The 18,822-nt window shown below is 51.4% G+C and carries 14 protein-coding genes; 10 read left to right on the top strand and 4 right to left on the bottom strand.

All coding sequences use genetic code 11. From position 1 onward, the window contains the following. Nucleotides 1-64: 64 nt before the first annotated feature. From PVOR_RS22870 to PVOR_RS22845, 6 genes are all read left to right on the top strand, one after another. Nucleotides 65-823 carry a DUF899 domain-containing protein gene (locus PVOR_RS22870; RefSeq protein ID WP_006211883.1) on the top strand — a complete coding sequence of 253 codons (759 nt, stop codon included), beginning with the start codon at nt 65-67 and terminating at the stop codon, nt 821-823. Nucleotides 824-1,143: 320 nt separating this feature from the next. Beyond that, the gene (locus tag PVOR_RS22865) at nt 1,144-2,658 is read left to right on the top strand and encodes a sugar ABC transporter ATP-binding protein (protein WP_006211881.1); all 1,515 of its coding nucleotides are present in this window, start codon (nt 1,144-1,146) and stop codon (nt 2,656-2,658) included. 17 nt (nt 2,659-2,675) lie between these two features. Further along, nucleotides 2,676-3,728, top strand: a complete 1,053-nt coding sequence (locus PVOR_RS22860) for an ABC transporter permease (protein WP_006211880.1) — start codon at nt 2,676-2,678, stop codon at nt 3,726-3,728. Nucleotides 3,729-3,732: 4 nt separating this feature from the next. Further along, nucleotides 3,733-4,722, top strand: coding sequence for an ABC transporter permease (locus PVOR_RS22855; protein ID WP_006211879.1), 990 nt, complete (start codon nt 3,733-3,735; stop codon nt 4,720-4,722). An 85-nt stretch (nt 4,723-4,807) separates the two neighbouring features. Next, on the top strand, nt 4,808-5,857 hold the full coding sequence (gene rhaS / locus PVOR_RS22850; RefSeq protein WP_006211878.1) for a rhamnose ABC transporter substrate-binding protein: 1,050 nt from the start codon (nt 4,808-4,810) through the stop codon (nt 5,855-5,857). Nucleotides 5,858-6,728: 871 nt separating this feature from the next. Continuing rightward, nucleotides 6,729-7,982: a right-handed parallel beta-helix repeat-containing protein gene (locus PVOR_RS22845; protein WP_006211877.1), complete on the top strand. Its 1,254-nt coding sequence runs from the start codon at nt 6,729-6,731 to the stop codon at nt 7,980-7,982. Between the two features lie 468 nt (nt 7,983-8,450). On the opposite strand, the gene PVOR_RS22840 is transcribed toward PVOR_RS22845, so the two are convergent. Further along, nucleotides 8,451-9,338 carry a LysR family transcriptional regulator gene (locus PVOR_RS22840; protein ID WP_006211876.1) on the bottom strand — a complete coding sequence of 296 codons (888 nt, stop codon included), beginning with the start codon at nt 9,336-9,338 and terminating at the stop codon, nt 8,451-8,453. 132 nt (nt 9,339-9,470) lie between these two features. Between PVOR_RS22840 and PVOR_RS22835 the strand changes: the two genes are divergently transcribed. Beyond that, on the top strand, nt 9,471-10,145 hold the full coding sequence (locus PVOR_RS22835; RefSeq protein WP_006211875.1) for an O-methyltransferase: 675 nt from the start codon (nt 9,471-9,473) through the stop codon (nt 10,143-10,145). Between the two features lie 272 nt (nt 10,146-10,417). On the opposite strand, the gene PVOR_RS22830 is transcribed toward PVOR_RS22835, so the two are convergent. From PVOR_RS22830 to PVOR_RS22820, 3 genes are all read right to left on the bottom strand, one after another. Then, nucleotides 10,418-13,585 (bottom strand): MMPL family transporter, encoded by a 3,168-nt coding sequence (locus tag PVOR_RS22830; RefSeq protein ID WP_006211874.1) that lies wholly within the window; start codon nt 13,583-13,585, stop codon nt 10,418-10,420. 18 nt (nt 13,586-13,603) lie between these two features. Continuing rightward, on the bottom strand, nt 13,604-14,035 hold the full coding sequence (locus tag PVOR_RS22825; protein ID WP_006211873.1) for a MarR family winged helix-turn-helix transcriptional regulator: 432 nt from the start codon (nt 14,033-14,035) through the stop codon (nt 13,604-13,606). A gap of 183 nt (nt 14,036-14,218) precedes the next feature. Continuing rightward, nucleotides 14,219-15,412, bottom strand: coding sequence for an oxalate decarboxylase family bicupin (locus PVOR_RS22820; protein ID WP_006211871.1), 1,194 nt, complete (start codon nt 15,410-15,412; stop codon nt 14,219-14,221). 243 nt (nt 15,413-15,655) lie between these two features. On the opposite strand from PVOR_RS22820, the gene PVOR_RS22815 reads away from it, so the two are divergent. The 3 genes from PVOR_RS22815 to PVOR_RS22805 are packed head-to-tail and all read left to right on the top strand — an operon-like array spanning nt 15,656 to nt 18,807. Beyond that, entirely contained in the window at nt 15,656-17,047 is a 1,392-nt protein-coding gene (locus tag PVOR_RS22815) for a four-carbon acid sugar kinase family protein (RefSeq protein ID WP_006211870.1), read from the top strand. A 22-nt stretch (nt 17,048-17,069) separates the two neighbouring features. Then, nucleotides 17,070-17,726 (top strand): GntR family transcriptional regulator, encoded by a 657-nt coding sequence (locus PVOR_RS22810; RefSeq protein ID WP_006211869.1) that lies wholly within the window; start codon nt 17,070-17,072, stop codon nt 17,724-17,726. 55 nt (nt 17,727-17,781) lie between these two features. Further along, entirely contained in the window at nt 17,782-18,807 is a 1,026-nt protein-coding gene (locus tag PVOR_RS22805) for a zinc-dependent alcohol dehydrogenase (RefSeq protein ID WP_006211868.1), read from the top strand. The last annotated feature ends 15 nt before the right edge of the window (nt 18,808-18,822 follow it).

Genomic DNA, 18,822 nt, shown 5'->3' with positions numbered 1-18,822 from the left:
TAGTCTAATCTCATTCTCATCCATTAAAGGAAACTACTTTATTCACCTAGGAAGGGGAAGCATTATGAACAGGATCAAAGGAGAATTACCGAAAATCGTGACACGAGACGAGTGGCTAGCGGCCCGCAAAGAGCTGCTGACCAAGGAGAAGGAAGCTACCCGCGCGCGGGATGCACTGAACGCCGAACGCCGCCGACTGCCGATGGTCGAGATTGACAAGGAATACATTTTTGAGGGGCCGGACGGCAAGGCAAGTTTGCGCGACCTGTTTGACGGCCGAAGTCAGCTTATTGTCGGCCATTTCATGTTCGCTCCTGACTGGGAGCAGGGATGCTCGAGCTGCTCGGCCGGAGCTGATGAAATGTCAAGCGGCCACCTCCGGCATCTGCACGCCCGTGATACGTCTTTTGTGTATGTCTCCCTTGCCACGCTAGCGAAGATTGAACGGTACAAAGAACGCAAGGGATGGACGTTCCCTTGGTACTCCTCGTACGGCAGCGACTTCAACTACGATTTCCATGTCACGCTGGACGAATCCGTCACTCCGCTCGTGTACAATTACCGCAGCAAAATCGAACACGCTCAGGTCGGCGAATCCATATTTGAGGGTAAGCAGCCGATGGAAATGCCCGGTCGCAGCTCCTTCCTACGGGACGGTGACAGAATCTTTCACACCTACTCGGTCTATGCCCGCGGACTCGAGCAAGCTGGCGGCTCGTACTACTTTCTCGATGAGACGGCGCTGGGTCGGCAAGAGTTTTGGGAGGAGCCCAAGGGCCGTACGGTCGCCCCAAGAGGCGCAGTCCCTAACTTCTTGGATTGACTTTGCGGCGTGGTTATTCCCAACTAGCAAGCCTCGGTGCTGAAAACCGACCTTTTTGAACACGCACTGATTTTATTCAATGCTCCAGTTATGTTTGATCCAAAAAAGCTTCCCGTCAATGATGAATTGATGAGGGGCTTTTTTTTATGGGGAGTGAATGCAAACAACGCAAAGAGAATGAAGAAAACGCAAATGTAGTCAGAAATGACCCCCTTCATAACCGGTTTGTCTACTACAAGGAAAGCGCTTTAATTAGTAACCTAGGATCAGTACAGTAAACTGCGAAACAGCCAACAAAACAGGATTCGGAGGGGTGAGCGATGGCTGGGTACATTCTGGAATTGAAAGGAATCACCAAAATTTTTCCCGGCATCAAGGCGCTGGATAACGTTTATTTCAAGCTCAAGCCAGGCGAGATTCACGCATTGATGGGAGAGAACGGCGCGGGTAAATCCACCTTCATTAAAGTCATTACCGGCGTATATCAGCCTGACGAAGGCGAGGTTTTGTTGAATGGAGAGCATGTAGAGTTTAAGACACCCAATGCTGCCAAGGATCAGGGCATCGCTGCCATATATCAACACGTTACCTGTTATCCGGATCTGTCGGTGACGGAGAATATCTTTATGGGGCATGAAAAAGTAAAGCGGGGAACGAAGCGGATTCTCTGGCAAGAGATGCATGAGGAGGCGCAGCGGCTGCTATCCGAGCTCGGGGCAACCTTCAGTGCCAAGACGCTGATGGGGGCGCTCAGCATTGCAGAACAGCAGATCGTAGAGATTGCCAAGGCGCTGTCCTCCAATGCCAAGATCATCATCATGGATGAGCCGACCGCAGCGCTGACCAACCGCGAAAGCGAGGAGTTGTACCGGATAACCGAACAACTGCGGGATAAGGGAGCTGCCATCATCTTCATTTCCCACCGGTTTGAGGACATGTACCGGCTTGCCAGCAAAGTTACCGTGTTCCGCGACTCCAAATATATCGGAACCTGGAATGTGAATGAGATCTCCAATTCGGATCTGATTGTAGCAATGGTTGGACGGGAGATTACCCAGCTGTTCCCCAAAAAAGAAGCAGCCCTAGGGGAAGAATTGCTGCGGGTAGAAGGGCTGTCGAAGACGGGGTATTTTGCGGACATCAGCTTTATGCTCCGTCGGGGCGAAATATTAGGCTTGACCGGCCTCGTAGGAGCGGGAAGGACGGAGGTATGCCAGGCGTTGTTTGGAATCGAACCCTATGATGAGGGCAGCGTTTTCTTCAAAGGGCAGCCTGTTCGAATTCGGAGTCCGCTTGATGCGATGCGCAAGGGAATCGGATACCTGCCGGAGGATCGGCAGAAGCAAGGGCTGGTGCTGGACTGGAGCATTGCCCGTAATATTACCTTGTCCTCGCTGGAGCATGTGAGCAAGCGGGGGACGATCGATACGGCCGCGGAAGCGGATATAGCCAAGCGAATTGCCGAGAAGGTCGGTGTGAAAGCCAAGAGTATATTCGATCTGGCAAGCTCGCTCTCCGGCGGCAATCAGCAGAAGGTGGTATTCGCCAAGCTGCTCACCAGCGAGCTGGACGTCATTATTTTGGATGAACCGACCAAGGGGGTCGATGTCGGCGCCAAATCATCTATCTATGAGATGATCAGCGATCTGGCCGCGCAAGGTTACGGCATTATCATGGTTTCTTCTGAAATGCCGGAGATTATTGGCATGTGCGACAGAGTTGCTGTCATGCGCGAGGGACGAATCAATACATTTCTGGATCGTCCTTCAATTTCGCAAGAGGCGATTTTACAACATGCGATGGCGGATGAAGCTCCCTTGAATAAACGAGCATAGAAGGTGGGAGAGAACCTATGGAAGACAAGGGCACAGGTGCAACAATCGCAGCTTCACAGCCCGCTACGGGAGGGACAGTCAAGACACGATCTTTTGCATCGAATATTTCGAAGTTCAGGGAAGTGGGGTTGCTCGGTTTCATCGTGCTGTTATCGATTGCGGTGCAGATCAGGAACCCGAGCTTTCTGACCCTTGAGAACATCAGCGATATGGCAACCAATACGGCTATATTAAGCATTTTGGCAGTAGGGATGATGCTGGTTATTGTCACTCGGGGCATTGATCTGTCCATTGGTGCCATTCTAGCGCTGTCCGGTATGACTGCAGCACTCACAGTCGGGGCATTCCCGGACCTGCACCCGGCACTGGTCATTATGCTGGGAACGGCGGTAGGTTGGATCAGCGGGTTGGTCGTAGGTTTCCTGGTGGCGAAGGTGGGCATTCTGCCGATTATTGCGACACTCGGGATGATGAATGTGTTCCGAGGGTTGACGTATATGATCAGCGGGGGAAAATGGGTCAGCGCCCATCAAATGCCGAGCAGCTTCAAAGGCATTGCCACCGCCAGCTTCCTCGGCGTGAACAACCTGATTCTCATTGCCATTGTTATTTATCTGGTTGCGTATTATTTCATTCAGCATACTCGTACAGGTCGACAAATTTATGCGGTGGGCAGTAACCCCGATTCCGCCCAGATCAGCGGGATCAAGTCGGACCGCATTATCTGGCTGGTCTATGCCATTATGGGCTCCTTGGCCGGTCTGGCAGGGGTGCTGTGGGTATCCAAATTCGCGTCCGCCCAAGGGGACACGGCATCCGGGTACGAACTAAGCGTGATCGCAGCCTGCGTGCTTGGCGGTGTCAGCATCGCTGGCGGCTCGGGCAAAATATCCGGCATTCTCTTAGGCTCCATCCTGTTTGGCATCTTGAATAATGCTCTGCCGCTAATCAACGTATCGCCATTCTGGCAGATGGGCATTCAGGGAGGCGTCATTCTGATTGCCATTTTGGTGAATGCGTTTGTGAAGCGCGGGGTAGACCGAAGTCATTTGATGAGGAGGAGAATTTAAGACGATGGAAACAAGAGTGCTCATCCATAAACAGGATTTTTCCTGGAAACGCTTCTTTCTCCAATGGGAATGGATGCTGGTTCTTCTGTTTATCGCAATCCATGTCATGAACATGAATTTGTCCGAGTATTACTGGGATTCGGCAAATCTGCGTGATGCCACCATGGGGTTTTTGGATAAAGCGTTCATTGTACTCCCGATGGTGTTCATCATGATTCTGGGGGATATCGATATTTCGGTAGCTTCGATCATCGCTCTGTCATCGACGGTGATGGCTGATCTGTATAACCATGGTGTGCCCATGAGTTTTGCCATGCTGGTCTGTCTTGGTGTCGGTATCCTCTGCGGCTTCATTAACGGTCTGCTGATCGTGAAGTTTAAAGAGCTGTCAGCGGTCATTGTGACCTTGTCCACCATGATCATTTATCGGGGTATTGCTTACATTATGCTGGAGGATCAGGCTGCAGGCTCGTTCCCGGAATGGTTCAGCTTCCTCGGCTGGGGTTACGTGGGCCCGATTCCCTTCATTCTGATTGTATTTGCTATCTTTGCCGCAGGGTTCGGCTGGCTGCTCCACAAAACGAAGTTCGGGCGCAGCGTGTATGCGATGGGCAGCAATTCGACGGCAAGCCGTTTCTCAGGTATTCAGGTGAATAAGATCAAGATGATGGTGTTTACCTTGACCGGGCTCATGTCGGCAATTGCGGCCTTGTTCCTTGCCTCCAGAATGGGCAGCACCAGACCGAATGTAGCGACAGGCTACGAGTTGGACGTCATTGCCATGGTAGTACTTGGCGGTATCAGTACAGCAGGCGGGAAGGGGCGCATGATCGGTGCGATTTTGGCGATATTCCTGATTGGCTTCCTTCGCTACGGACTCGGACTTGTTAACGTACAGGCCCAGGTGCTGCTCGTTATTATCGGACTGCTGCTTATCGTTGCCGTAGCTGTTCCCAAGCTGAAATTTGGCAAAGGGTTATCACGTAAGGGCTAGTACGGATTTACATGTTGGTAGCTGCTGGCGTGTCAAGCGTCGGTGATACGCATAGAACATGATATATAAAAGGGAGGAACGACGGATGAAGAAGTGGGTATCCACCATACTGACAGCGGTTATGGTCATGAGCTTGCTGGCGGCATGCAGCACGAAAGCGCCTGGAGAGAGCAGTGCTTCTGCGGGAGATGGCAACAAGGACGGTAAGAAGAAACACGCCATTATTTTCAAAAACACAGGAAATCCATACGGTGAGAAAATGATGGAGGGTTTCAAGAATGCGGTGGAGGAGCAAGGGAATGAAGCTATTCTGAAGGCTCCGGATCAACCGACAGCTGAAGCGCAGATTCAGATGATCGAAGAGCTGATCTCACAAAAAGTCGACAGCATCTCCGTGGCTGCCAACGACGAGGATGCCTTGCAGCCAGCGCTGAAAAAAGCGATGAACGCGGGAATTCAAGTGCTGTCTCTGGATTCGGCACTGAATCCGGCCAGCCGCAAGGTCCATGTCAACCAAGCCGACCCTGAGCGTATCGGTCGTACCTTGATTCAAGGGGTAGCCGAAATGATTGGCAATGAGGGACAGATTGCCATTCTGAGTGCGACATCCCAAGCATCAAACCAGAACATCTGGATCGAATGGATGAAGAAGGAACTGGAAGATCCGAAATACAGCAGCATTGAGCTTGTCAAAGTGGCTTACGGGGATGACCTGCGTGATAAAAGTGTGTCCGAGACGGAGGCTCTGTTGAAATCGTATCCGGATCTCAAGGGGATCATCGCTCCCACCACTGTCGGTATCGCTGCGGCAGGCAAAGTGCTGACTGATAAAGGCCTGAAAGGCAAGGTGCAGCTGACCGGTCTGGGGCTTCCAAGCGAGATGGCCGAGTACATTCAGAGCGGTGTCAGCCAGTGGATGTATTTATGGAACCCGATTGATGTTGGTTATATGACGGGTTACACGGCGGATGCTTTGGTCAAAGGCGATATTACCGGGGCCGTAGGCAACAAGTTTACGGCCGGCGAATTGGGTGAGAAGGAGATTGTCGCCGACGGTGAGGGTACGCAGATCATGCTGGGCGACCCGTTCAAATTCGACGCCTCGAATATTGCCGAGTGGAAAGACGTGTACTAATAGCACGCCGCGTAAAGCTGATAAGTTAAGGCGCTCTGTGCATTAGGGGCGCAGCTTGAGCATGTTAAGTGATGGGCGAGTAAAGTAGAGAGCAAGTAAAGTAATAAGTAAGTGAAGTAGTGAGCAAGTAAAGTAGAGAGCAAGTAAAGTAATAAGTAAGTGAAGTAGTGAGCAAGTAAAGTAGAGAGCAAGTAAAATGATGAGCATGTAAGTAATGAGCGAGGAAGCCGATCCAGCCGGATCGGCTTTTTAAAGTTGAACAGATCGTCAGGCTGTATGAAGCGCCGATTGATCGGATTTCAGAATGTATTCACCGGCGAGGACATGGAGTGATTTCTAACGGACACAGCAGGCGTATTATCGAAAAGCTCCTATCACAATTGTAACGGACAGTAGGCGTTATTAGAACCTCTCATTCGAAAGCAACGGACACAGTAGCCGTTATTGTTGTGAAAAACCTCTGATCCCAATGCAATGAAGACAGTAGCCAAAAGCTCCTATCCCAAAAACAACGGACACAGTAGGCGTTATAGTCGTGAGAACCTCTTTTGCAAATATAACGGACACAAGAGGCGTTATTTTCGTGAATAAGCCTCTTTTCCAAATGTAACGGACACAGCAGGCGTTATGAAGTCGTTTCATCGCTTGTTTGCCTCTTTTTTGTGTAAATAACGCTCTTCAGGTCCGTTATCTTTTTCAAATGGAGCATTTCTTTCGAATAGCGCCTTCTCAGTCCGTTAGGGATTCAGATTTGGATCATAACATTTGTTTCGACATCCATAGAATATTTTGGTTCTCGATCTCATTAATATGATAATGTCGCTGATCGGTTACGATGGTGAACGAATTCATAAAGGGGATGATGAGATTTATGAAGAAGGCACGCTCACGTTCGCGCAGGCTGAAGAAAACGACCATGACTGTCATGGCACTGCTGCTGTTGCTGGGCACGTTTGTTACATGGGGCACCGCGAGCGCCGAACCGCAAACCTCGCCCGGTGAGGCGTCAGCCGGTGAAGTTGCGGTGCTTGCCGAGTGTGCGGCCGTACCATGGAGTACAGGAAGCGCCTATAGCAGCGGGGCCGAGGTATCACATGCAGGCAAGCTATGGAGGGCCAAGTGGTGGACGACAGGCGAGGAGCCAGGTACAACCGGACAATGGGGAGTATGGGAAGACAAGGGGCCATGCGGACCGGGTGAAGGGGATGGCGGAGGAAGCGCTCCGCCGGAGGTGCCTTCTGATGCGATTGCATGTTCCACAACATCCTGTCTACAGAGTGCATTGAAGAATGTGGTTCCTGGTAAACGCATCGTTCTGGCGCCGGGTACATACGCAGGGAGCTTCTCGTCCACGGTTAAAGGGACTGCACAGCAACCGGTTGTCATTGAGAGCCAGGATTCGGCGAATCCGGCCATTATTTCTGGTTACTCTACGGGCTCGGGGTATAGCTTACGGGTTCAAGGTGACTATTGGATCATCCGAAACTTGAAGTTTACCAATGCACAGAAGGGCATTCTGCTGGATAATTCCAATTACAGCCGCATAACGAGTGTGGAGGTTTACAATATCGGTTATGAAGCTGTGCATTTTCGGGACGGCACCTCGTACAGCACGATTGAGAACTCTCGTATTCATAATACCGGCAAGACAGGCGCGGGCTTCGGAGAAGGCGTATACGTAGGTTCCGCGGAGGGAGCGAGCTACAACCAGAACACCCACTACAATACGATTCGTAATGTCACTTTCGGTCCAAATATTACGGCAGAGCACATCGATATCAAGGAGAGATCCATCGGGACATTGGTGGAGAATTGCACCTTCCATGGCGAGGGAATTAGCGGCGCCAATTATGCCGACAGCTTCATCGATGTGAAGGGGAATAACGCGATTATTCGGAATAATGCGGCTTATCAGAATGGCAACAGTGTCATTGTAGATGCGTTTCAGCTGCATGAGATCGTTCCAGGATGGGGGATCAATAATACCTTTACGGGCAATACCGTTTACTTGAGCGATCCAGCTGTGTACGTAATCGGTGCGTATAATAATACCTCAGCTACGGCCTCTCAGAATACGAGAAGTCCGGCAGGGAACATGTACAAGGGGAACGTAACGGTCCAGTAGCCGTGGAGGAAGCACCCGAGGTAACGACAAAAACAATGGTCTGTATCTGTGTAGCGGCATACGAAGAGTTTAGTAGCCGTGGAGGAAGCACCCGAGTAACGACAACAACGATGGTCTGTATCTGTGTAGCGGCATACGCAGAGTTTAGTAGCCGTGGAGGAAGCACCCGAGTAACGACAACAACAATGGTCTGTATCTGTGAAACGGCATACGCAGAGTCCAGTAAACTGGGGAGGAAGCACCCGAGTAACGACAAAAACAATGGTCTGTATCTGTGAAACGGCATACGCAGAGTTTAGTAAACTGGGGAAAAATCACCCGAGGTAACGACAACAATGACAGACCCGTATGCCATGAATCGGCATGCGGGTCTATCGTTGCCGTAACATACTGGTTACCATCGCAGATGAATTTCGTGGGTAATTTAGCAGGCTGAGAGGCAACCAGACCATTCTCGCGCATCAGGCGTCAGGACTGATCCCGAATCATATCCACGAAGTTCATGGCTGCGGCGGATAAAGGCTCTTGTTTGCGGGTGCAGACCGCGATGATATTTTGCAGCTGGATTCCTTCGACATACACCCGGCTAAGCTCTCCGCGCTCCACGTATTCGCGCACAACAAGCGAAGATACGAAGTTGGCACCGTATCCGGCAATGACGGCGGTGATCGCTTCATGCAGACCATTGAATTGCAGCGCGATGCGCGGCGAAGGGGCGCTATGGGTACGGCATAAGGCCAGTAACCGTTCACGGGTTGAGCTTCCCTCCTCCCGCATTACAAAAGGCTCCCTCATCATCTCATCAAGCGAGATATGCAGATTGGCAAAACGGTGATCCGGTGATACCACGAACCACAGCTCATCCCGAAACAATTCTTCGGTCTGAATCTCATCTGGAGATTCTTCAGGCAGCCCTCCATAGATGGCAATGTCGACTTCCATATTCAGCAGCTGCTTAAGCGCATCGCTGGAGTTGGTCGTTGTGATACTCATCTCCACGCCTTCATACTGCTGTTTATATCTCGCTAACCAGGCCGGCAGCAGGAAGTGGGAAGGGAGATAAGTGGCGGCCAACCGGATATGTCCTCTCGAACCGCTTCGAAAATCCTGACAAAACTGCTCGATCTGCAACTCAACGGAGAAGAGTCTTTTGGCAAGCTGGACAAGCTCCTTTCCGGCTTCCGTCAGAGCGATGCCTCTACCTTGCGGTTGAAGCAGGGTAATGGAAAGTTCTCTCTCAAATTTCTTGACTTGGGCGGTAATGGCGGGCTGGCTTATATTTAACAGTTCGGCAGCGCGGGTAACACTGCCTGTCGTTGCTATGACATGGAATAATCTTAGCGCGTGTAAGTTCATGTGAAGTGCTCTCCCTCCATTTATATATTTAAGTTATATAAACTAATAAAAGATATATTATATCTATAATAATAAATCACATACAATGAATTTGTAAGAACCATGATTAATGAACAAGAGGAGGAAATCAAAATGAAAACGAATGATGTCACGACGTGGGGAAAAGTGGACGATTACGTTACGGAGCGCTTGATCCCTTACGATGAGGTGCTGGAGCAGGTGCTGCTCGCAAACCGGGAGGCTGGCTTGCCCGAAATCGACGTATCCCCGGCTCAGGGAAAGCTGTTGAATGTCATCGCCCGTATCAAGGGAGCAAAGCGCATTCTGGAGATCGGAACGCTTGGCGGATACAGTACGATCTGGATGGCAAGAGCGATCGGACCGGAGGGAAAACTGATTTCACTGGAGCTCGATCCGTTTCATGCTCAGGTTGCCAAATCCAATGTGGCATTGGCAGGGCTTGAGGATAGAGTCGAAATCCGGGTAGGCGATGCGTTGGTGCAGTTGGAGCAGTTGGCTAAGGAGAAGGCAGAGCCGTTCGATCTGGTCTTCATTGACGCCGATAAACCGAGCAATCCGAATTATATGAAATGGGCGTTACAGTTCTCGCGTCCGGGTACCGTTGTCATAAGCGATAATGTCATTCGGGATGGAGAAGTGATCGACCATCACAGCACGGATCCTCGGGTGCAAGGCATCCGCAAGTTCATGGATATGCTCTCCGGCGAGCCGGCCATTTCCGGGACCGCGATTCAAACCGTGGGAAGCAAAGGGTATGACGGATTCTACATTGGTATTGTACAGTAGGCAGCAATATGAGATCGCACTAAGCCCTTAAACGGAATAAGACATACGCTGAAAAGGCAAACCAGGAGAAGCCATGTATCGGAACGCAGGAAAAAAAGAGCTGCACCCAAGGTAAGTTATACCCTGGTGCAGCCCTTTGTTGTGTTTAACCAGCATGCACGGTCCGTGTGAAGCACCGGATAAGCCTGGAGAAAGAGAAACTGCCGCTCCCATGCAAGGCGCTTCTTTTTCATAAAAGAAGGCAGATCAGCATGCATGTTCGTGCGCTTGAATTACATCTTCAGATCATGTCCTTTACTAGAGGATTCGCTCCGCTCTTTGGGAGTGAAGGGCCACCAGTTGGCCCGGCCGAAGATGCGTACCATGACCGGTACGAAGAATGGCAGGAATACCAGTGCATAGAGCACAAGGCCAACCAGAACCACCGTTGCGATCTGCATCATCGACAGTACGCCGGATGGATACATTGCTGCAAATGTACCGCCAAGGATGACCATGGCAGACAGGATCACCGTACCCATATTGCGCATGGCATGAAGAATGGCGTCCTGAACATCCCAGCTCTTATTCTCGTTGAAGCGTGCCATCAGGAAGATGCTGTAGTCCACCCCGAGCGCGATCAGCATGACAAAGCTGAAGAACGGCGTGGCCCAGGTGATGCCGGAATATCCGAAGCCGTGGACAAAGATCATCTCCGTAACACCGACTGCGGTAAAGTACGTAATGACCAATGAAACAATCAGATAGATCGGCATCACGATGGAGCGCAGCAGCACGACCAGAATGATGAAGATCCCGCTCAGCATGAGAATCACGGTCCGCGTGTAGTCTTCATTCGAAATATTCTGCAGGTCGTTGTTGGTGCTGGTGATGCCGCTGATGGCAACTTCGGCGTTCTCCAGCTTCGTATCCTTCACGGCACGATCGACTGCAGTTTGGATCTGCTCGACGCTGCCTAGCGCTTCTTCGCTGTATGGATTGGTAGCCAAGACAACATCCAGCGTCATCACTTTGCGGTTATCGGTCAAGTAGGTATCAAATACGGTCTGAAATTCTTCATTCTCAAGCGCTTCCTGCGGAATGAAGAATCCGCTGAGCTCTTCATCCTGAACATCCTGAATCTGCTGCAGATAATCCTGGGCGGAATGCAGTCCGTCCGAGATTTGTTTCAGCCCGTCGGCACTGGAATTCAGGCCTTCGGTCAGCTCTCCGATCTGCCCGGTCAGATCGCCAAATCCGTCGGCAAGCTGCTTCTGACCGCCCTGAAGCTGATCCAGCCCACCTGTAATGGAAGGGATTTGACCTATGATCTGGCCTTGCCCGCTAGCTGCCTGGGAGAGGCCGGATTGAAGCTCACCGATACCGGACACCAGCTGCTGGAGTCCGTCGGCAAGCGCCTTTTGCCCGGCGGCCGCTTTAGCGTATCCGGTGTTCGCTTCCGATAAGCCGGCGGATGCGCCCTTGAGCTGCTGGGAGATCTGTCCAAGACCCGCAGCCAACTCGGCAGTACCTGCTGCTGTTTGTGTTACGGTTCCCTTAATGGTTTGGTAGTCGGTATCTTGAATTAGCTCCGGATAGTTGCTCTCAAGGCCTGTGAAGGAACCGTCAAGTCCGCCCAGTGCAGCAGCTACGCCACCCAGCTGCTCCTGAAGTCCGGCAACGCCGCCGTCAAGAGCTGTTAATCCGGTATCAAGCTGTTTATAGCCCTGGAGCAGCTGGGCATTTGCGGCAGCTAACTCTTTAGCGCTCTGCGCAGCTTGCGCAAGTCCGGATTTAAGTTCGCCGGCGCCCGCACTTCCGCTCTGAATACCTTTTTGAATGGCGCTGAGACCTTGACCAAGTTCGGTAATGCCGTCCTTAAGATCGGCGGTTCCCTTGGTCAGTTCTTTGGCCCCCGCTGCGGCTTCATTCAGTTTAGGCGTATTTTCGCTGAGCTGTTTGCCCGCTTCGGATAATCCATTCTGAATTTGAGTCAGTCCGTCTTTGGACTCTCCCAACCCTTCATTTAACGTTTTGACCTGCGTTGGGATGAGGAAATCATTAATTTGCTCGCCGGTTGGACGGGAGAGACTGCGGACGCTGGATACCCCATCAACCTTTTCCACCTCACGGCTGATTTTCTCCGCGAGTCCCATATATTCCGCCGTATCCATTCGATCATCATTCTTGATTACGATCGTGGAGGGCAGCGATTGCCCTGGACCGAAGCTGTCCGAGATAATGTTAAAGCCCTTGACCGAAGCGTAACTTGGACCGATCTCCTCCAGACTGTTAAACGACAGCTTGCCGCTGTACGTAACAAGGAAAGGGGCTACGATGACAGCCACGACCAGCAGTGCAGCCCAAGGACGCTTGAGAGAGAAGGAGCCTGCTGCTCCCCATAGTTTGTTCTCGCTGTGCTCAAGCTTGCCGCGTGACGGCCAGAACAGTTTCTTGCCAAGCACCGCCATGAAGAACGGTACGACCGTAACCAACGCTAGAAGCATAACCGCGATGCCGATTGCAACCGCAACCGCGGATTTGTAGAGAATGAATTTCGATAAACCGATGGCGGCAAAACCGACAAATACGGCAAGCCCGGAATAAAGCACGGTCCCTCCGGCTTTCCGATAGGTCTCGATGATAGCCGATTGCGTATCTTCTGATGCCGTCAGTTCTTCCTTGAACCGACTGATCAGCAGGATGCAGTAGTCGGTTCCGATCCCGAACATGACGGCGACCATGAAGATCTGGGTGAAGCTCGATATCGGGAAGTTAAACTGGTCCACGAGAAAAGATACAACCGATTGTGACACAATGTAACTGAGTCCTACGGTCAACAGTGGAACGAATGGCGCTACAAAGGAACGGAATACCACGAATAGAATGAGGAGAATAAAGACAACCGTAATATATTCCGTTTTCTTCAGGCCTTCTTCGGAGCTGACGATGGTATCTTCATTAATGAGGCCTTCACTTGTCAGGTAATGATCGGCTTGAACGCCCTCCAGCACCTCATTGACCTTATCGGGAAGTGCCTTTACAGCCTCTTGGCCCCCGCTGACCTGCAGTGCGACCATGATGGTCTTGCCGTCCTTTGCAATCAGGGTGTCTTCCAGCTCCGTCTGCGTGAACGGTTCATTGATGGAATCGATGTGGAGGCTTTCTTTATTGTCGTTTAAGGCTTGAACGCCTTGCCGGATACTATCCTTGTCCGCGGTGCTTAGCCCGTCGGGCTTGTTGAAGACAAGTGCAACCTGATGCAGGGTTTCTCCGCCTTCTCCGCCTGATGCTTCCTTGAGAATTTCTGTGGCCCGCGACGAGCTGTATCCGTCAGGTACGGATAGCTGACCCTTCTCCCGAACCAGGTCTGACATGGAAGGCGCGAGCATAAACAGCACAACAGCTGCTGCCAGCCATAGAACGATGATTGCCCATCTTGCTTTCAGTATGGCTTTCAATTTTTTCTCCCTCCTGATTCAAACATCAACTGCCCCAGCTTCTCGAACATCGACGATGAACATTTCAATATCTTTTTCTTCAAAATGCTGCAAGTAAGGGGAGATGATCTCCCGCACCTGCTCCTGGGCTGACTCAAAAATGGAATTGCCGTATTCCGTTAACGACAAATACACCAGCCTTCGGTCCGCTTCGTCCCGGGTTCGGTCAATAATGCCTGCATCCACCAGACGATTGACGATGGCGGTGATCGAGCTCTTACCAACGGCAAGCGTCTCAGCCAAATGGGATGAAGTACAGTGATCGATGCTGTTGATCAAACGCACAACCTGAAACTGGTCATGGGTCAGATCCTCTCCGAGATGCTCCCGAATCTGGGCGTTGATCCGGCGGGTTACCAGCAGGTAGACGTCCACATACCGGTCGATCCATTGCTTTGCCTTATCGTTCAAGAATAGTTCTCCTTTCGAATAGTTCACGTGTGAAATAGTTTCATTAATGAACTATATGGCAGAAGGAAAGAAAAGTCAAATGTCAGAATGGGAGCAAACAGACCGCCATGAAGGAGTCTCCTTGGCAGGTCTGTATTATGTAACTGTTGAAGAACCGGCCCCGTTCAAACAGGAGTTAGAACTTTACCTTGGGTAATACGAGAATCCCGGATATTTTACAACAGGCCATTTTTCTTTACGTAAAGCATCGGTTACATCGGGTCCGACTCTCAGGTTATCCTGGACTAGGTCCCGAGGAGTCAATGCCATCCATTGATTCAAGGATACATCCTCGAACCGGTCGCTTCTGAACATTTCCAGAAACCATAGCGATTCCGTGCCTGTGTTCTGGATGTAGTGGCCAAAAGCAAATGGAACATATCCCACATCACCGGCTCTGTAATCAAAGGTCCGTGCCGTGCCGTGGCCCGCGAATACGGTCATGCGTCCCTGTCCGGACAGGTAATACTGCCATTCATCCTGATTCGGGTGCCAATGGAGCTCCCGCATGGCGCCTGGTTTAATCTCGACGAGGGCAGCAGCAATGGTTTTGGAGATCGGGAAATTACTGGAGTCCACGATTCTTACACTTCCGCCAGGGGTTACGATCGGTTCTTGCGCCAGCAGGCGGTGCTTGAAGCTGAGCGGCACGTTCCCGTAAGGCGACTGGACCTCCTGGCTTTCAAGCGAGCCCGGAACCTGATCCTGAAAAATGTAGACCTGTTTGTCCGGGATATGGTCAAATGCGTTCTCCGGTACGCCGAAGTTGGCAGACAACACATCCTTGGGGGTATGGGCAAACCAATCGGAAATCGACAAGGTATTGAGATCCGAGAAGTGGCCGTTGTCAAACACAAGCAGGAATTCACAGCCCTCCTCCAGTCCCTGGATGGAGTGGGGGAGACCGGCGGGAAAATACCACAGATCGCCTGGACCCACGTCTGCGATGAAATTTCTTCCGTTTTGATCCACGGACGTAATTCTGGCGCTGCCCCAGATCATGTAGGCCCATTCCGCCTGCTGATGCCAATGCAGCTCCCGCACGCCGCCGGGCGTAAGGCTCATATTGACGCCGGCAAGTGTGGTGGCAATCGGCAGGTCCCGCACCGTAATTTCCCGCGACCAGCCACCATGATTGAGCTGCATATGCGTGTCGGAGAAGGACATTTTCAGATTGGGCATTAAGCCCGCATCCGTAGCTGGAGGCACAAGCAAGTCGGGATTCTCGATATCCCTCATCACGTCCCGCGGGCCATAGTCAGGCCCGCCGGCTCCGTCACTGCGTATTGGCTGAGGCACATGATGCTGATTCTTTTGGTTATGGCTCTGATTCCCCATGAATTTTGTTTCTCCCTCCACGTGTTCATTTATCTACGAACATCCGATTAAAACTGCTATCTTTTATGATTATGAGGGGGTGCTTGACTAATATGAGGGTTAAATGCGGCACACGATGAACCCCTATGCCATGATGTTTATCACTTGCAAACGAAAAGATTGTTGACTTTTGAAAGCGCTGCACATACAATAGGTCTCAAATAGATCTATGATAGATCTATCATAGATTCAGGAGGGACAAGCATGAACAACAATGAGCTGCTGCTTGCTTTCTATGGTGATGACTTCACCGGTTCGACGGATGCGATGGAGGCACTGGCCCGAAGCGGTTTCCGCACGGTATTGTTTCTGGAAGCACCTTCGCTTGAGCGGCTGAAGAAGTTTGAAGGCATTCGCTGTGTAGGTGTAGCAGGTACAAGCAGAGCCAAATCTCCAGAGGATATGGAGGCCGAGCTTCGGCCTGTATTCGAGAAGCTGTCCATGAGCGGCGCACCGCTCGTTCACTATAAGACATGTTCAACCTTCGATTCTTCTCCAGAGGTTGGCAGCATAGGCCATGCGATTAGGGTGGCAAGAGACTATTTTCCTGACCAGGTTACGGTTCCGCTGCTGGTCGGCGCGCCCCGTCTCGGACGTTATACGCTGTTTGGCCAGCATTTTGCGAAAATGCATGATACGGTGTACCGTTTGGATCGGCATCCCGTGATGTCGCAGCATCCTTCCACTCCGATGCATGAGGCGGATTTGCGTCTTCACCTTGCCGAGCAGACCTCGGAAGTGATCGCTTTGATGGATATCGTAGAGCTTGACGGAGACCAGGATACGGTTCATCACCGATATCATGATAAACTGGTAGAGAAACCGGGAATTCTGTTATTTGATGCTCTGGATGAAGACAGGCTCAAGCGATGTGGGGAGCTCATTCAGGATAAGCCGGAAGGGGCGGGAACGTTTGTTGTCGGTTCCTCTGGCGTTGAATATGCTCTTGCTGCTCATTGGGATGAGCTTGGACTTAGCTCGCACTCATCGGAGAACAACGGACCTGATGCCCGTATTCAGCCAACCGATACAATTCTGGTTATGTCAGGGAGTGCATCGCCTGTCACTCAGCTTCAGATTGAGCGGGCGATAGCCGAAGGTTTTCATGGAATACGCATAACGCCGGACATGATGCAGAATACGGATGAAACGACCCTGTCGGAATGGATCCATCAAGCAGCGGACAAGCTCGCTGAAGGACAGAGCGTGGTGCTGTACACTGCACTTGGTCCTGAGGATGAAGCCATCGGAGAGACACGCAGCAGGTTGAATTCGCTTGGGCTGTCCGGAGCGGAAACCGGTGAGTTTATCGGGAGACGGCTTGGCAAGCTGACCAAACGGATCATGGATCAGAACCCGGGCCTTCGCCGTGTTGTCATTGCTGGAGGAGATACCTCCGGTTTTGTCACCAGTGAAATGGGTGTATACGGGCTGGAGATGATATGGGATGTTTCACCGGGCGCTCCACTGTGCAGGGTATATTCAGACGATGCCAGACTTGCCGGTCTGGAACTGGCGCTTAAGGGTGGGCAGCTGGGATCACCGGATTATTTTATTAACGTGCGGGATGCCGGTTCGCTTGAACCGGATGAATAGCCCAAGATAGGAGAATACACGAATGACGATGGATAAAAGCAAAGGGGCAGCATCTTCTCTTCTGTTAAAGGATGTGGCCTACAATGAAATCAAGGAAAGCATTCTGAATGAGAAATTTGAGCCGGGCCGATTTTTGTCCGAGAGGGAATTGATTGAGCTGCTAGGGATGAGCAAGACGCCGATTAAAGCGGCACTGACACGGCTGGAGACCGAGGGGTTTGTCACCGTTTCCTCGAAGCAGGGCATCATCATTAATGATCTGTCCGTGAACCGGATTGTGGATATATATGATTTGCGGATTGCGCTTGAGACGTTCAACTGCCAGCAGATCGAAACCAGACTCACGCCTGAACAGGAGAAGGAGCTGGAAGGCAATCTGGAAGAAACGGCAGAAATCGTCAGCCGACTTGATGTGAAGAATTTTGCCCAGGCCGACCATGACTTCCACCTGATTATCTGCGAATGCACGGGCAATCAGGAGATTCACCGGGTGCTGCTGAACTACCATGATCATCTGCAGCGGATCACGCGCCGACATTTGCGGAAGGATCCGCATCGGATGGAGAAGTTCCTGGAGGATCATTGGAAGATTTACGAAGCGCTGAAGACCGGCAAGGAGAGCAGTGCGGACGTGATGCGCCGTCATTTGCAGGAATCAAAGCAAGCGCTTTTTATATAACAGAGAGATACGAAATCATTCCGTGAAGCTTGAATTACAACAAGGGGGAGAGACAATGAAGGCTGTATATGTGGAGGATGCATACAAAGTTGTCGTTAAAGACGTGGATATACCGGAGATCGGGACGGGGGAAGTATTGATACAGGTAAAAGCTGCCGGTATTTGCGGTTCGGATATTCATACTTATAAGGGATTGCATCTGTTTCGGAAGCCGCCGGTCATTATCGGACATGAATTGTCCGGTGAAGTCGTGAAGGTCGGCAAGGACGTCACCTCCTTCAAGCCGGGGGACCGGGTAACCGTTGAGCCGCAGGTGGGCTGCGGCAAATGCGATTACTGCCTTACCGGCAGAACGAATTATTGCGCGGAGCGGGGAGCGCCTGGCCTGAAGGGCTGGTATGGCTCGATGGCTGAATATTTTGCCGCCCCGGAGACGTGTGTGTTCAAACTGCCGGATCATCTGGACCATGAGCTGGGTGTGCTCGTTGAACCGTTTGCGGTAGGGGTTCATGCGGTAAGGAAAGCCGGAATTGAAATTGGAGACAAAGTTGCCATTCTTGGAGCCGGTCCGATCGGGCTGCTCGCCATGACGGCAGCCAAGGCGGCAGGGGCTACAACGCTGATGGTTACCGATGTGATGGATTACGCGCTTGAATCCGCTAAGGAGATGGGAGCGACTCACACCTTAAATATTCACGGCAAGGATCATTGGACAGCGGAAGCCAAGGCAGACATTGCAGGCGAATTTGATAAGGTGCTGATTGCGGCCGGCGTTCCGGGAATCGTGGATGATGCCCTTTCCTTGCTTCGCAAAGGCGGCCGCTGCGTAACGATTGCGATGTTCCATGGCACGCAAACCTTCGATATCGTAAATTTGCAGCAAACAGAGAAAGAAATTGTGGGCTGCATGACCTATACGCGTGAAGATACCATTTCGGCCATTGATTTGTTGTCCAGCGGGGCGGTGAATGTCAAATCAGTCATTTCCCATCGTCTGCCTTATGAAGAGGCGGCGGAAGGCTTCCGTCTAGTGGACAAGAAAGAAGATTCATCTCTGAAAGTCATTGTCACCTTTGAATAATCAGCATATTCCCCG

Origin of the sequence: Paenibacillus vortex V453 (assembly GCF_000193415.1) — a bacterium.
Lineage (GTDB): Bacteria > Bacillota > Bacilli > Paenibacillales > Paenibacillaceae > Paenibacillus_AQ > Paenibacillus_AQ glucanolyticus.
The sequence above is the reverse complement of the archived record's forward strand: the minus strand, read 5'-3'. Positions and strand labels throughout refer to the sequence as shown.

What these genes read in the sequence shown, in the direction of transcription:
- PVOR_RS22870 (WP_006211883.1), top strand. Translation starts at nt 65, where the DNA reads ATGAACAGGATCAAAGGAGAATTACCGAAAATCGTGACACGAGACGAG.
- PVOR_RS22865 (WP_006211881.1), top strand. Translation starts at nt 1,144, where the DNA reads ATGGCTGGGTACATTCTGGAATTGAAAGGAATCACCAAAATTTTTCCC.
- PVOR_RS22860 (WP_006211880.1), top strand. Translation starts at nt 2,676, where the DNA reads ATGGAAGACAAGGGCACAGGTGCAACAATCGCAGCTTCACAGCCCGCT.
- PVOR_RS22855 (WP_006211879.1), top strand. Translation starts at nt 3,733, where the DNA reads ATGGAAACAAGAGTGCTCATCCATAAACAGGATTTTTCCTGGAAACGC.
- rhaS (WP_006211878.1), top strand. Translation starts at nt 4,808, where the DNA reads ATGAAGAAGTGGGTATCCACCATACTGACAGCGGTTATGGTCATGAGC.
- PVOR_RS22845 (WP_006211877.1), top strand. Translation starts at nt 6,729, where the DNA reads ATGAAGAAGGCACGCTCACGTTCGCGCAGGCTGAAGAAAACGACCATG.
- PVOR_RS22840 (WP_006211876.1), bottom strand. Translation starts at nt 9,338, where the DNA reads ATGAACTTACACGCGCTAAGATTATTCCATGTCATAGCAACGACAGGC.
- PVOR_RS22835 (WP_006211875.1), top strand. Translation starts at nt 9,471, where the DNA reads ATGAAAACGAATGATGTCACGACGTGGGGAAAAGTGGACGATTACGTT.
- PVOR_RS22820 (WP_006211871.1), bottom strand. Translation starts at nt 15,412, where the DNA reads ATGGGGAATCAGAGCCATAACCAAAAGAATCAGCATCATGTGCCTCAG.
- PVOR_RS22815 (WP_006211870.1), top strand. Translation starts at nt 15,656, where the DNA reads ATGAACAACAATGAGCTGCTGCTTGCTTTCTATGGTGATGACTTCACC.
- PVOR_RS22810 (WP_006211869.1), top strand. Translation starts at nt 17,070, where the DNA reads ATGACGATGGATAAAAGCAAAGGGGCAGCATCTTCTCTTCTGTTAAAG.
- PVOR_RS22805 (WP_006211868.1), top strand. Translation starts at nt 17,782, where the DNA reads ATGAAGGCTGTATATGTGGAGGATGCATACAAAGTTGTCGTTAAAGAC.